The organism is Labrys sp. Lb11, assembly GCF_057554225.1.
This window is the reverse complement of record NZ_BAAJOT010000012.1, coordinates 45,631-57,023: the sequence shown is the minus strand read 5'-3', so window position 1 is coordinate 57,023 and position 11,393 is coordinate 45,631. Positions and strand designations below refer to the sequence as shown.

Below are 11,393 nucleotides of genomic sequence, written 5' to 3'. Positions count from 1 at the left end.
GGTGCCTAGGGGCGGAATCGAACCACCGACACTGCGATTTTCAGTCGAAGGTAACCACTTGATATCTCGGGATGCGGTTACCATCGACCGCCGAACTACGCCAAAAATGGCTCGCAGCAAAATACGCCGTCAGCGTATTTTTCGCTTGCCAATAATACGCTGACAGCGTACATTGCGATTGTCGGCAGCAGCCGATAGCGGCGCCTCCCGCCAATGAGGGGCCAGGGCCAGTCCCATGAGGACCATCACCGTCACCCGTCATTTCTCCGGCTTCCGCAATGTCGCCGATCGTTTTCAGCTCGGCGACCACGAAGCTGACGGCGACGCCGCCGTGAGCACCTATCTCCTCCCCGCCGGCTATGCCATCGTCGACGGCGATATTGTCGACCCGGTTGGCTATGTCTGCACCATCGTCCCTGGCGATGACGGCGCGCCGATTGTGATGAGCCTCGCCGGCCGTGCGGCCGACCAGCGCCTGCAGCTGGCCGCTTGAGGGGCGACGATGTCCCCATCTCCCAACCGCGCTCGCATCGTCTGCACCCCGCTCGCCGGGGCGCAGGCTCCCGGCCTACTCATGGGCCTACCTGCGACCCTGGAGCCGCTGGCGCTGCTCCGACGCGATAGCTTTTATGTCGCCGATGGCGTGCTGGTCCGGGTGCGCGCATCGGGCCTGCTGGCCCACTACGTCACTGGCTCTCTCCGCTCTATCGACCAGCGCAAGGCACAAGCATCGCTGGATGCGATGCTGAGGCGTCTGGCGCACGGTGACATCGCGGCTCCAGACGCGGATAAGGAAGACGTTGATGAAAAAGCGGACTGATGGCAGCAGGATCGCCATTCCTGCCACCCATTACGGCGCTCGTGGCATATCGCCTGCACTTCTGTCCGGCCTTATTCGGGCGGTCGGCGCGGTAAATGTCTCATCGGCCGAACTCCCCGTCGAAGGCGAAAGGCTCGCCGAGGCGCAGGTGCACGAGCTGACGGCAGCACTGCTCGCCGCGGAGGACGGCGAACGGTTCTCAGTTGGTCCGAACGAACTCATCGCGCTGCGCTTTGTGCTCGATGGCTCCGGCCGCGCACTGACCCTCCTTGCTGTCGAGGACTACGAGCGAGCCTTTCCATGCCTGGTCGATGGTCATGTGACGGATCGTGACCGGGCGATAGCGGCGTGGCTGGGAGATGCTGATGCAACAGACCATCCGACCCTCTATCTCAGGAGCTAGCGATGCCTCAAACTGACGAGGACAAGGCCGAACTCGCCGGCATCGTCCGGGATTTTCTTGACGCTGTCGACCTGACCGTCCAGCGCGGGGCCGACGTGCTTGGGGTCCCGAAGCGGACCCTTGAAGGTGTTGTGCAGGGACGCGGATTCCCGTACCCGCGCCTCCTGATCATGGCGATCGAACGGTTCTCCTTTCCGCCGTCCACCTCGGCCGAGCCGACACTGGATCACGTTACCCGATAGTGCGCCCGGGGCCGGCGATGGCGATTGCCGCGTCGGTCGCCTCATTGGCGGCGAGCATCTGCCGCCGGGCCCGGGCGAGGCCGACCAGCGCCCCGGCGACAATATGAGCCGGCCAACCGGCCGCCTCCGCCCGCTCGGCCAGCGCGGCAAACTCCGCCTCGAGCATCATCTCGCAGTCGATGACCAGATCGGGGTGACAGTCGTGGCGCGGCGGCTCCATGCAGGCACCCTATCACAGGAGCAGCGCGGGCTCCTCATCGCCGTCGCTGCGGCGGCCGGTGGCGACGATCTTGAGCGCGTCGTTCGGCAGCGGCCGCTGGAGCTGCAGTGCATCCTCCTCCGGCGCCGTCATCCAGATGTCCCGCTCCTCCGGCGTGGTGAGGATCACGGGCATCGCTTTTTCGTGCACCGGCCGCACGATGTCGTTGGCCTTCGTTGTGAGGAAGCTGAAGAGCAGATGCTCGCCCTCGGCGGGCTTGGCCTTCGTCCCGCGAGTTCCGGCCCACGGTCTCCAAATACCGGCGAAGCAGAAGGTCGGGCGCGTGTCGTCCAAGGCGAACCATGTCGGCCGCTTGGCATTTTGCTCGTCGTACTCGCAGAACGACGTTGCCGGAACGAGGCAGCGGTAAGCCGGCTTGAGCCAGGGCTTCCAGAATTTCGAGTCGACATTTCGAACGTTGGTGACGAGAGCGGTCTGGACCGGCGGAAACCCCCACCGCATCCGGATCAACTCCTCGCCATCGGCGCCGTGCCGGATCACCGGCGCCAAGCCGTCCGGGAAGATCGCCGTCTGCCGATCCTGGTTGCCGAGATGGTCCTTCAGGGCCTTGCGCAGGGCGCGCATGGCCTCCTGCGTCGTCGTGTTGCTGTACAGATTGCACATGGGTCAGTCTCGTCGCGGTCCGAACCCATCAAACAGGATCCTGCAGCCGCGCGCCATCTCAGCGAACGGCACCGCGCACGCCGCTGACCTGCCTGTATTGATCCTGCATGGCCCGTCGCAGCTGCGGCGTCATCCGGTCCGACCGGTAGAGCTCGACCTCGGCCAGCAGCAGGCTGGTCACCTTGGCCATCTTCAGCAGGGCAATGTCGTAATCTCCGCCGGCCGCTTCCAGATAAGCTTCCGCCAGCGTCCGGCCATTGTCGTCGACCTCGCCACGGACCTTGGCACGACGACGCTCTTCCACAGGGCTGAGTGTCCACATGGGTTACCTCGGCAGCTTGACGCTCCCGAAGCTATGCGTCGTTCTGGGCCATGTCGAGTCTTTTTGTTCTCATTTCGTTCTTGACGGGACTGCCCTGCCGGAGCGAGGATCCATGCCATGGACCCTATCGACATGATCGACCCGCGCACCGTCTGGCAGGCCCGCGAGGCCGGCTGGGAGCACCTGGTGGTGCAATGCCCGGCCTGTCCGCACAGCGTCACGATCCCGTGGGAGCGTCTCTCCGTCGGTGACCGGGTCGCCGATGTCGGCCTGCGCATGCGCTGCACCGCCTGCGGCCATCGCGGCGCGCAGACCTGGGCTTACATGGACCCGCGCCGGTTTGAGAGGCTCAAGCGCCTGGTGCGATCGTGAGGGACCGGTGGGACGCACCAAAGGCTCGGCTGGGCGAGCTGCGCGAGGCCGGCGTCGGCGTCTGGATGTCCTGTCCGAGCTGCCACGCCACATGGACGATCGAACCGGCCGAGATCGCCGGCGACGACATGATGCCGCTCCCGGCCCTGGCGGCGTCGCAGCGCTGCGGCACATGCGGCCGGCACGGCGGTATCGATGCGTCGCCCGATCCGCAGCCGTGGGTGCGATGGCTGCGGCGCACCAAGCAGCATCATCGGCTGCCGTTCTACGCGCCGATGATCCGCGACGACGACGAGCCGCCGGCGCCCGGGTGACGCGATGGCCGCCATGTCCCGCGGCCCGGCCGGGCTCTATGGTCCACCTCCGCCGCGATCGATTCGGCTTCAACCAACTGCGCCCGCCCCATGCAGCACTATGTCGACGCCCTCGCGCTCCTGCGCAAATCCGATCCGGTCGATATGCCGAGCCGCTGGCGACAGGCCGTCGACGATGCGACGGAATTCCTGGCAGACTGGGGCGAAAGGGCCGCGGCAGGCGGATGGACCGTCGAGGAGCTGTTCGGGCTCGACGCGGTCGCGCCGCTCGCGCGCTACGACCGCATGGGCCTCATCTGGCTGCTGCGCGGCAAGCCGGTGAAGGCGCTGGATGAGCGGCACGCCAGGATCGGCACGAGTACGACCTATTGGCGCAAGCATGCCTGCCCGGGCGTGACGATCGCCGCCCTTTGATTGTGGACGTGTCGTCGCGCCCTACGGATCGGCCGGAGGGAAGTCCCGCTCGGCCCGCTGCATCAGCGTCCGCTTGCCCGGCGCATAGGGCGCGCTCGCGGGCGGCGGCGGCGCGAGGCGCTTGAGCGTCTCATTAAGCACCTCGATCCGGGTCGTCATCGCCGCCATGCCGCCCGACAGCCGGTCGAAGCCGTCCTTCATCGTGTCCGCCACCCGGTCGACCCTGGCATTGAGCGCGGCGATCGAGCCCTCGACGGCTCCGACGCGAAAGCCGAGATTTTCGATCGGGGCTGCCTTGGTTTCCACCGCCGCGAAGCGGGCCGCGACCGCCGTGGCGGCGCCATCCATGCGCTTGTCCAGGTCGCGCCAGCGGGCCTCCTGCCGCGCCTCGTCAACGTCGAAGCGCACCCGCATCGCTTCGTCTGTCGACTGAAAGCGGGTCCAGCCGGCGACCACGACGACACCGATCGTCCCGACGGCGATAATGTTCTGCAGCGTAAACAAGGATGAGAGGTTCATGGCGGGGTCTCCGCTCGACATGATGTATTCCCAGTCCAGAGAGGCAATGCCGTCGAAGTTCAGGCCTTCGGCTTGTTGGGCACCATCCAGGTGATGCCGGCAGTCACGAGCGGCATGATGAGAGTGATGACCGTGGTCAGCGTCGTATCGTCCGGCAGCGTCACCTTGACGCCGTAGAGCGCGGCGACGCCGGCGGCAGCCGTGATCAGCGCCGCCCAGGCCTTGGCGGAAGTGGTGTTCATGGCGATGTCCTGTAGTAGAGGATGCCAGGCAACCGGCCGGGCGCGGAGGTGTCAAGGATCGCTTGACGGCTCGATCACTTCTCGATCAGAGCCCGGACGGCACAGTCCTTCGCCTCGAGGAGCTTGCGGAGGGCGACTGTCCGCTCCGCGTTCTGCGGCAAGGTGTCCACGATCTCCTGGGCGAGCTCCCCGAACGGGCGGGACACCTTCTGGAGGTGGCCGGGCAAGTGCTGATAGGCGAACCACTGAAGCATGCGATCAGAGCCGGACGGCGGCACGGCAGGAGACACGCCATCGACGAAGTCGGCGACCTTGTTCTGCGCCTGCGCCAACAGATTGACGGCATCGGTCAGCAGCGGATGGGCGCCGGCCTTCTCGACAGCGAGCACCGCCTCGCGGATCGCCAGCTCGGCCGCCGTGAACTCGTGGATGTTGCAGCGGCGCGGGATGTCTGTGTTTCTGATCTCTTCCATTGCCCGTTCGTCACGCATGTCGCTCTTCCTCTATGGGGGGGTGCCCGGCGGCCGGCCGGGCGCGGGATCAGAGAGCAGCGATGACCGCGGCGCGCAGCCGGTCGCCACAGGCGCGGGCGCCCTGCGTGCCGGCGTCGAACGGCAGGCGGCTGATGTCCCACTTGCCGCGCTGCTTGATGCCGAGCGTTTCCTGCACTTCGGCATGGGACAGCACCGTCCGCGGCAGCACCGGAATGAGATAGCGCCGGCAGAGGTCGGCGACGACCAGCGGCAGCTGGTCCCATTGCATGCGCGTCATCGGCGCCGGGCCGGCAGAGAATGGGTTCTCGACGGCGCCGGCCATGCAGCAGAGCGAGACGCCGATCGAGCCGCCGTTGCAGCCGAGCGTGTGGGCGGCATAGCCCTGGCGCAGCGGCGCCTCATTGAGGTCGATCGACGGCGTGCCGCGCACCAGCGTGCCGTCGCCCTCGACCAGGATGTGATAGTGCGACCGATCGAGGCCGGACGCCTTGTGAGCCCCGGCCGTCCAGTGGACGATGATCCGCTGCATCAGGGCGGCCGGCATCCAGGCGCCCGGCACGACGCCGGTCGCGGCAGCAGGCTTCGGCCCGGGTGCGCCCATCGCCGGGAACAGCGCCGCCAGCGTCTTCGGCCCGGCGATCCCGTCGACCGTCAGCGCCCTCGCGGCCTGGAACATGCGGATGGCCGCTTCCGTCTTGGGGCCGGGCTTACCGTCGAGCAGGCCGGAGTTGAAACCGAGCGCCTTCAATCTCGTCTGAATGTCGAGCGTAGTTGTCATACATATCCCCCAAATGGGTGATGGACGAAGGGTGATGGGTTGCGATGATCCCGCTCGGCAGCGGATCGGCTCGATCTGCGGCGCGGAGCCGGGGTGTGAGCGCCCACAAGCATCCCGGCTCCGCCACGTGGGCGTCCCATAAAGAAAGCCGCCCGAAGGCGGCTCGTGATCGAACGGTCTGCCGGGCGCGCTACTGCAGCAGTGCCTGCTGCTCGCGGTGCCAGGCCAGCCGGGCCGCCTCCTCCTCATCCGTGGGCGTTTCCGGCTCCGGCGTTTCCTGCTGCGGCGGCGCCGCGATCACGTCGCGCGTCTCCTCGACGACGATGCGCGCGACACCGGCCCGGGCCGTGACGGTGCAGCGGTCCCCGGCCCACCACTCGGCGGAGCCGGCCGGCGGCGCGTCCGGCAGCCAGGCGCCATCCGGCCCCGGATAGGCCTGCTCATAGGCGACGATGGTGCTGTGGCTGCCGACTGGCAGGATGACGTCGATCGAGACATCGGTGCCGGCCGCGGCCTCGTCGCCGATCGCCGGGCCGGCCATGACGACGATCCGGCTGGCGCCGGCCGCCATCGGCAGGCTGTAGCCGTCGTCGGGCTCGAGAAGCGCCGCCTCGGCCGGCGGCATGGGAGGCCCCCAGACCGGCGCGCCGTCGGTCATGGCTGCAACCTGGACCCAGGCGATGGCGCGGCGACGGCTCTCGGCCGACAGGATGATCTGGACAGATGTGGCCATGAGGCCCTCCCTGGTCAGGCGAGTTCCTGTTCGAGGACGTCGCCATGGATGTAGACGTCGAACGTGATCGGCGTCGTGTTGACGGTCGCCATCTGGAGGTAGAAGTACGGCACCGCCGAAACGTCGCCGAGGGCGACCGGCACGCGCACTTCCTTCCAGATGTCCGTCAAGCCGTCGAACTTCTGCGTCGCCGCCACCACGACGAGACCGTTGCCGGCCGGCAGGGTCCTGATGCCGGCGGCCATGTCGTCATCCGGCGCGCCGCGCGCATTCGCGAACCGCACCATCGTGATCGAGAACCGCGTGACGCCGCCGAAGATCGGGATGACCTGCTCGGCCGAGCTGGCGCCGTCGAGCCCGACGCCCTTGCCGAGCAGGCGGCCGCCCGGCGTCGCATGGATGGCGATATCCCCGTCGATGCCGTCGCCGCGATCGATACGCTGGCCGCCGATGCCGTAGATGCTGCGGCCGAAGAGCTGGCCGTCGGCATGCACGACGATGCCGTTGCCGATGACGCGCGGCAGGCTGGACGCGCCGCCGCGGCGGCTGAATGACATGCCCATGGAGGCCTCCTCACTTGATCGGGATGCCGGCGGCGAGCAGGCGCTTGACCAGCTCGTCGTAGGGCACGTCGCAGGGATCGATGCCGCGGTCGGCGGCGATCTTCATCGCCTTGGCGGCCGCCTCCGCCGCCATCATCATGTTCCAGGCGATGCGCTGGCTCATCTGCGAGGCATGCGTGATCGCGGGCGCGATCGGGCAATACATGTTCGCGGCAATGCGGCGGTTCGGCTTGATCGAGCGGAAGGACTGCGACCAGGGGGTCGAATACTCGAATTCCTCGGCCGGCCTGCCCTCCCGGACGGAGGTCAGGTCGGGCAGCGGGTATTCTTCCGACGAGTGGCTGTCGTGGTAGTAGTAGTTGCGGACGATCGGATCGTCGCAGGGCGCGTTGTTGAGCGAATAGTTCGCGTCGATCATCGTGTCGGTGATCAGCCGCGGCCACTCGCGCACATAGAGCCAGGGCGACCAGCCCGGCACGCCGATATAGTCGGTCTGGAACTGGTTGGGGCACAGGCCGTAGAGGGCCATGTTGTCCTTGAGAGCCTGCGGGACGCTCGCGTCCGTCGCCGCGATGATCAGACGGCACAGCATCGAGACCATGACGTCCCAGGCGATCTGCTCCCGGCGCTGATAGCTGGCGATCATGTATTCCCACGCGCTGCCGTCGATCACGTCCATGCCGTTGGTGGACAGCAGCGGCAGGCCGGGATCCGGCGATCCCTGCGCCGAGGGCACGCTGCGGCGCGCGGTGATGCCGGTGCCGCCGAGGTCGATGTTGCCGTAGCCCTCACGGTTGATCTCCTCGATCCAGGCGCCCCAGTCCTCGCGCCGGAAGATGCCGGCCGCGATGGCCTGGGTCTTGACGGTGTCCCACGGGACCCGGTCGGGCGCCGTCGACAGCATCAGCCGGTAGCCCATCGCCATGGGCCGGAGGTCGCCGCGCCCCTGCATCCGCTCGTCGATGACGCCGTCCGGGGAGTAAGGCGGCATGCTGCGATAGGGCGCGATGTTGCCCCGGCTGTCGACCGATCGATAGGTCTTGGCGACCCGCGAGGCGAAATTGAACCCGGCGAGGCCGATCGGCTCGTTGTGGCGCCTGGCCGGCTCGCGGCCGAAGCCGCGCGGCACGCCGGCGAGGCGCATCGCGTCACCGAGCCATTCGCACTCGATGATGCCCTTGCGCGCCACAAGCGTCTGCGCGTTGCGCGTCGTGCCGATCCATTTCTTGGTCAGCGGGTCGCGCTGCACCGACTGCAGCACCACGCCGGTGATGCGGCGCCGATCCGACAGCTGCTGCGCCGAAACCGATTGGATGTAGCTGTTGAAATAGTACGTCACCTTGGGATTGGACGTCGGGCACACGGTGTCCAGCGCGCGCTGGGCGGCGGCGGCCTCGAAATTGCGCGGCCAGGTCCAGCCGGATCCGGGCGGCACCCAGCCGGAGGCCAGGCTCTCGTTGCTGATCGCCAGCGCCAGCTCCTTGGCGATGCCGCCGACGCCGCTCGGGCTGCCCGGCCAGTCGCCGATGCCGAGACCGCCCGTGGTCTCGCCGCCGCGATGCGGCGACGGCTCGATGACGCCGACGTCGAGTCCGTCGCGGGCCAGGCTCTCGGCGGCGATCGCACCCTGCGAGGTGCCGCCGGTAACGATCACATCATGGGTCGGCATGATCAGAGGCTCGCAATCGCAGCAAGGAACTTGGCCCGGGCGACGCGGATGGCCGTGAAGCCGGCATCGCCGAAGACGTCGGCCGGACCGACGAAGAAGAGGTCGCGGTAGCCGTTGATATAGGTGCCGGCGACCGGCGCCCCCGTCAGCGCCGCGGCGTCGCAACCGAACAGGAAGGGGTAAGCCGTGGTCGTGGTGCCGTTGCGGGTCAGCGGATAGGCCTGCGTCCCGGCATGGGCGCGATAGGCCGTGTTCGACGCGCGAGCCCAGCCCATGACGCCGCCGCGGCCCGGCAGGGTGTTGTCGGCCACCGTGTCGGAGCCGGTCGTCGCCGCCCGGCAGACCATGCCGGCATTGCGGAGGGTGTCGATGGCATTGACCTGGTTGGACAGGTCCCATTGCGGCGCCGCGCCCTTGGCGGCCGTCTCGGTCGAGCAGACGCCGATGGCGATGTTGTTGGCCGGCAGGTCGCCCTGGCTCACATGGGTGTCGACATATTGCGACGACGCCGACACGAACAGCAGGCCCCGCTTGGCGTCCCGCGCCGGGCTGTTGTAGGGCGTGAAGGCCGGCGTCGCCGCCGCCCAGTTTTCGAAGGCGAGGGCGTTGTCCGGCCCGATGAGCATGCCCCACACCTTGCAGAGCTGCCAGAGAGGCATCGTCTCGGAGAAGAAGGTCCGGTAAGGGTCGAGCCACGGTGTCGGAAGCACGGTGCCGTTGCGCGCCAGCAGCGCGTCGAAGGCCTTGTCGGCGATCGGGTTGCGGCCGTTCGTGGTCCAGATGTTGGCGGTGTACTTCGACCCTTCGGCGTCGGCGACGAGGTTGATCGCCAGGCCGGGCGTGATGTCCGAGGCCCAGCTGTCGCCGGGGCCGAGCGGGTAGCCATAGCCGCTGACCTCCGGCGCAAAACCGATGCCGAACCGCATGTTGGCGTCCGAGGAATTGGCGATCTGGACGGCCTTGACCGTGTCGCTCGCCGGCAGGATCTCGGCGCCGGCCGGGCCGACGGTGCCCTTGATCGGGAACGGGGTGAGTTTGACCGCCATGGCGCCGTCGTCTCCAGTGTGCACGCGCAGCTTGTTGCCCCAGACCTGGGCGAGGTAGACGCGGTCGGCGAGGCAGGCGCCGTCGCCGAGGTCCTCGCCGGCCGCATTGGCCAGGACGAGGGGCGGCAGCGACAAAGCCACGCGTTCCGGCGTCGTGAGGGTGGCGCCCGCCGCGCTCTGCAGATGCGCGACGAAGGCGATGGTCATGCCGTTGGTGAGCACCGGCATGCCGGCGACCGTGAAGGCGTACGCCGAAGCGGTGCCGGTGGTCGCCGCGGGGCCGTAGACCAGGCCAGGGTCGACCCGCGCCGTCAGGGCGGCAATGCTGGCCTTGACCGCCACCTGGTCGGACATCAGGGTCCACGTCAGCGGCGTGGTGCCGACGACGATCGGCCCGGGCGTCGAGCAGATATATTGCTTGCCGCCATTGACCGTGCCCTCGCGAACATAGAAGGCGGCGGCCAGCAGGTCGGCGCCGGTCGCGGCGTCCGGGGCGCGGGTCGCCGCGCCTGCGGCCTGGACGACATAGAGGCCGTTGAGCGCCCCCGACGGATTGGAGACGAGGCCGGCCCGGTCGCCGGCCGCCAGCACCACGCCGTCGAAGGTGGCGCCCGGCACCAGGGCGGCCGGGGCGACGGCGCCGGCGACGGCGACCCGCACCTCGGTCTTCCATTTGGCGCCGGTCGCGCCGAGCGCCTTCAGCGCGTCGATCTCGTCCTGGACCGCGTCGACGAACGGGACACCGTCCTCCTTCCTCGGATCGTTGAGGCCGCTCGCGGCGACCCCGTCGAGGAAGTATTTGCGCAGCCAGTAGCGCCCCTTGTCGGAAATGATGCCCATGCACGGCTCGCTTCGTTGCAGCAGGAAATCGCCGCCACGGCGGGCGGCGGTCGGGGCGGAGGCTCAGCCGCCGGAAAGGATCGACTCGACCAGGCGCAGCGACGGCGAGACGCCATGGCTGGCGGCCTCGAGCGCCAGCGCGCCCTCCTCGTCGGTCTCCAGGCGCATCAGGCAACGCGGATCGTCCATCTCGACATGGTCGCCCGCGACCGCCGGCGCCCGCAGCGGCGGCCAGAGGGTCATGCGCGCCGAGCCATCGCCCAGAGGCGCGGCCGCGCTGATGATGTGGAAGCCGAGGCCGATCTGGCAGTATTGCCCCGCCTCGGGCGCCGGGCCGGTCCAGGCCATGTCGACGGTGACCGAGCGGTGCGGCGCGTCGGCGGCGACGACCACGTCGGTGGCGCCCATGTCCCAGAGCTCGCCCGCGCCCCAGGTCTCGCCGCCGCCCCAGGGGCGGCGCCGGCGACCGCCGGCGGGCTGGTGCGGATCGTCCCAGGTCGGCATGGCCAGCACCCCGGCCATGCCGCTGAGGCCGGCGATGATGGCGCGGAACGCCAGCACCTGCGGCCGGGTGTAGATGCCGATATCCTCGATCGACAGGCCCCAATAGGGCGACGGGCTGACGACGATCTGCTCGGATGCGTTCTCCGCCCGCCCGCCGGCCATGGAGCCGTTCTTCATGATGAAGCGCGCCCGCTCCGGCTCGAGCAGGTCCTTCGGCCAGGTGATCGGGGTCATG

Annotated in this window: 19 protein-coding genes; 7 read left to right on the top strand and 12 right to left on the bottom strand. The window is 68.5% G+C overall.

The annotated features are described in order from the left end of the window. Nucleotides 1–235: 235 nt before the first annotated feature. The 4 genes from AC27L4_RS32855 to AC27L4_RS32840 are packed head-to-tail and all read left to right on the top strand — an operon-like array spanning nucleotide 236 to nucleotide 1,465. Complete coding sequence (locus AC27L4_RS32855; protein WP_487144528.1) at nucleotides 236–493, top strand: hypothetical protein; 258 nt, start codon at nucleotides 236–238, stop codon at nucleotides 491–493. Nucleotides 494–502: 9 nt separating this feature from the next. After that, entirely contained in the window at nucleotides 503–820 is a 318-nt protein-coding gene (locus AC27L4_RS32850; RefSeq protein WP_487144527.1) for a hypothetical protein, read from the top strand. Further along, the gene (locus AC27L4_RS32845; RefSeq protein WP_487144526.1) at nucleotides 804–1,223 is read left to right on the top strand and encodes a hypothetical protein; all 420 of its coding nucleotides are present in this window, start codon (nucleotides 804–806) and stop codon (nucleotides 1,221–1,223) included. Before AC27L4_RS32850 ends, AC27L4_RS32845 begins: the two co-directional genes overlap by 17 nt. 2 nt (nucleotides 1,224–1,225) lie before the next feature. Continuing rightward, entirely contained in the window at nucleotides 1,226–1,465 is a 240-nt protein-coding gene (locus AC27L4_RS32840; RefSeq protein WP_487144525.1) for a helix-turn-helix domain-containing protein, read from the top strand. Here AC27L4_RS32840 and AC27L4_RS32835 read toward each other — a convergent pair. Genes AC27L4_RS32835 through AC27L4_RS32825 form a run of 3 tightly spaced genes read right to left on the bottom strand, consistent with a single transcriptional unit; the run spans nucleotide 1,455 to nucleotide 2,670 of the window. After that, entirely contained in the window at nucleotides 1,455–1,685 is a 231-nt protein-coding gene (locus AC27L4_RS32835; protein ID WP_487144524.1) for a hypothetical protein, read from the bottom strand. The genes AC27L4_RS32840 and AC27L4_RS32835 overlap by 11 nt on opposite strands. A 12-nt stretch (nucleotides 1,686–1,697) precedes the next feature. Next, complete coding sequence (locus AC27L4_RS32830; protein ID WP_487144523.1) at nucleotides 1,698–2,348, bottom strand: SOS response-associated peptidase; 651 nt, start codon at nucleotides 2,346–2,348, stop codon at nucleotides 1,698–1,700. 58 nt (nucleotides 2,349–2,406) lie between these two features. Continuing rightward, the gene (locus tag AC27L4_RS32825; protein WP_487144522.1) at nucleotides 2,407–2,670 is read right to left on the bottom strand and encodes a hypothetical protein; all 264 of its coding nucleotides are present in this window, start codon (nucleotides 2,668–2,670) and stop codon (nucleotides 2,407–2,409) included. A 117-nt stretch (nucleotides 2,671–2,787) separates the two neighbouring features. Between AC27L4_RS32825 and AC27L4_RS32820 the strand changes: the two genes are divergently transcribed. From AC27L4_RS32820 to AC27L4_RS32810, 3 genes are all read left to right on the top strand, one after another. Then, nucleotides 2,788–3,042, top strand: coding sequence for a hypothetical protein (locus AC27L4_RS32820; RefSeq protein WP_487144521.1), 255 nt, complete (start codon nucleotides 2,788–2,790; stop codon nucleotides 3,040–3,042). Then, the gene (locus tag AC27L4_RS32815) at nucleotides 3,039–3,356 is read left to right on the top strand and encodes a hypothetical protein (RefSeq protein ID WP_487144520.1); all 318 of its coding nucleotides are present in this window, start codon (nucleotides 3,039–3,041) and stop codon (nucleotides 3,354–3,356) included. The genes AC27L4_RS32820 and AC27L4_RS32815 overlap by 4 nt, the downstream gene beginning before the upstream one ends. Before the next feature lie 90 nt (nucleotides 3,357–3,446). After that, nucleotides 3,447–3,770 carry a hypothetical protein gene (locus AC27L4_RS32810; RefSeq protein WP_487144519.1) on the top strand — a complete coding sequence of 108 codons (324 nt, stop codon included), beginning with the start codon at nucleotides 3,447–3,449 and terminating at the stop codon, nucleotides 3,768–3,770. A 21-nt stretch (nucleotides 3,771–3,791) separates the two neighbouring features. Here AC27L4_RS32810 and AC27L4_RS32805 read toward each other — a convergent pair whose 3' ends face one another. The 9 genes from AC27L4_RS32805 to AC27L4_RS32765 all read right to left on the bottom strand — a co-directional run bounded on the left by AC27L4_RS32805 (nucleotide 3,792) and on the right by AC27L4_RS32765 (nucleotide 11,392). Beyond that, nucleotides 3,792–4,289, bottom strand: coding sequence for a hypothetical protein (locus AC27L4_RS32805; protein ID WP_487144518.1), 498 nt, complete (start codon nucleotides 4,287–4,289; stop codon nucleotides 3,792–3,794). A 59-nt stretch (nucleotides 4,290–4,348) separates the two neighbouring features. After that, nucleotides 4,349–4,531: a hypothetical protein gene (locus AC27L4_RS32800; RefSeq protein WP_487144517.1), complete on the bottom strand. Its 183-nt coding sequence runs from the start codon at nucleotides 4,529–4,531 to the stop codon at nucleotides 4,349–4,351. Nucleotides 4,532–4,605: 74 nt separating this feature from the next. After that, on the bottom strand, nucleotides 4,606–5,022 hold the full coding sequence (locus AC27L4_RS32795) for a hypothetical protein (RefSeq protein ID WP_487144516.1): 417 nt from the start codon (nucleotides 5,020–5,022) through the stop codon (nucleotides 4,606–4,608). 49 nt (nucleotides 5,023–5,071) lie between these two features. Continuing rightward, nucleotides 5,072–5,803, bottom strand: a complete 732-nt coding sequence (locus AC27L4_RS32790; protein ID WP_487144515.1) for a peptidoglycan-binding protein — start codon at nucleotides 5,801–5,803, stop codon at nucleotides 5,072–5,074. A 190-nt stretch (nucleotides 5,804–5,993) separates the two neighbouring features. Then, nucleotides 5,994–6,536, bottom strand: a complete 543-nt coding sequence (locus tag AC27L4_RS32785; protein WP_487144514.1) for a hypothetical protein — start codon at nucleotides 6,534–6,536, stop codon at nucleotides 5,994–5,996. A 14-nt stretch (nucleotides 6,537–6,550) separates the two neighbouring features. Then, nucleotides 6,551–7,099 (bottom strand): hypothetical protein, encoded by a 549-nt coding sequence (locus AC27L4_RS32780; protein WP_487144513.1) that lies wholly within the window; start codon nucleotides 7,097–7,099, stop codon nucleotides 6,551–6,553. A 10-nt stretch (nucleotides 7,100–7,109) separates the two neighbouring features. Further along, nucleotides 7,110–8,768, bottom strand: coding sequence for an FAD-dependent oxidoreductase (locus AC27L4_RS32775; protein WP_487144512.1), 1,659 nt, complete (start codon nucleotides 8,766–8,768; stop codon nucleotides 7,110–7,112). Nucleotides 8,769–8,770: 2 nt separating this feature from the next. Then, nucleotides 8,771–10,654 carry an aldose epimerase family protein gene (locus AC27L4_RS32770; RefSeq protein ID WP_487146910.1) on the bottom strand — a complete coding sequence of 628 codons (1,884 nt, stop codon included), beginning with the start codon at nucleotides 10,652–10,654 and terminating at the stop codon, nucleotides 8,771–8,773. 63 nt (nucleotides 10,655–10,717) lie between these two features. Next, nucleotides 10,718–11,392: a hypothetical protein gene (locus tag AC27L4_RS32765; protein ID WP_487146909.1), complete on the bottom strand. Its 675-nt coding sequence runs from the start codon at nucleotides 11,390–11,392 to the stop codon at nucleotides 10,718–10,720. Nucleotide 11,393: the final 1 nt, after the last annotated feature.

Coding starts and splice junctions, on each gene's coding strand:
- AC27L4_RS32855 (WP_487144528.1), top strand. CDS start 236: ATGAGGACCATCACCGTCACCCGTCATTTCTCCGGCTTCCGCAATGTC.
- AC27L4_RS32850 (WP_487144527.1), top strand. CDS start 503: ATGTCCCCATCTCCCAACCGCGCTCGCATCGTCTGCACCCCGCTCGCC.
- AC27L4_RS32845 (WP_487144526.1), top strand. CDS start 804: ATGAAAAAGCGGACTGATGGCAGCAGGATCGCCATTCCTGCCACCCAT.
- AC27L4_RS32840 (WP_487144525.1), top strand. CDS start 1,226: ATGCCTCAAACTGACGAGGACAAGGCCGAACTCGCCGGCATCGTCCGG.
- AC27L4_RS32835 (WP_487144524.1), bottom strand. CDS start 1,685: ATGGAGCCGCCGCGCCACGACTGTCACCCCGATCTGGTCATCGACTGC.
- AC27L4_RS32830 (WP_487144523.1), bottom strand. CDS start 2,348: ATGTGCAATCTGTACAGCAACACGACGACGCAGGAGGCCATGCGCGCC.
- AC27L4_RS32825 (WP_487144522.1), bottom strand. CDS start 2,670: ATGTGGACACTCAGCCCTGTGGAAGAGCGTCGTCGTGCCAAGGTCCGT.
- AC27L4_RS32820 (WP_487144521.1), top strand. CDS start 2,788: ATGGACCCTATCGACATGATCGACCCGCGCACCGTCTGGCAGGCCCGC.
- AC27L4_RS32810 (WP_487144519.1), top strand. CDS start 3,447: ATGCAGCACTATGTCGACGCCCTCGCGCTCCTGCGCAAATCCGATCCG.
- AC27L4_RS32805 (WP_487144518.1), bottom strand. CDS start 4,289: ATGAACCTCTCATCCTTGTTTACGCTGCAGAACATTATCGCCGTCGGG.
- AC27L4_RS32800 (WP_487144517.1), bottom strand. CDS start 4,531: ATGAACACCACTTCCGCCAAGGCCTGGGCGGCGCTGATCACGGCTGCC.
- AC27L4_RS32795 (WP_487144516.1), bottom strand. CDS start 5,022: ATGCGTGACGAACGGGCAATGGAAGAGATCAGAAACACAGACATCCCG.
- AC27L4_RS32790 (WP_487144515.1), bottom strand. CDS start 5,803: ATGACAACTACGCTCGACATTCAGACGAGATTGAAGGCGCTCGGTTTC.
- AC27L4_RS32785 (WP_487144514.1), bottom strand. CDS start 6,536: ATGGCCACATCTGTCCAGATCATCCTGTCGGCCGAGAGCCGTCGCCGC.
- AC27L4_RS32780 (WP_487144513.1), bottom strand. CDS start 7,099: ATGGGCATGTCATTCAGCCGCCGCGGCGGCGCGTCCAGCCTGCCGCGC.
- AC27L4_RS32775 (WP_487144512.1), bottom strand. CDS start 8,768: ATGCCGACCCATGATGTGATCGTTACCGGCGGCACCTCGCAGGGTGCG.
- AC27L4_RS32770 (WP_487146910.1), bottom strand. CDS start 10,654: ATGGGCATCATTTCCGACAAGGGGCGCTACTGGCTGCGCAAATACTTC.
- AC27L4_RS32765 (WP_487146909.1), bottom strand. CDS start 11,392: ATGACCCCGATCACCTGGCCGAAGGACCTGCTCGAGCCGGAGCGGGCG.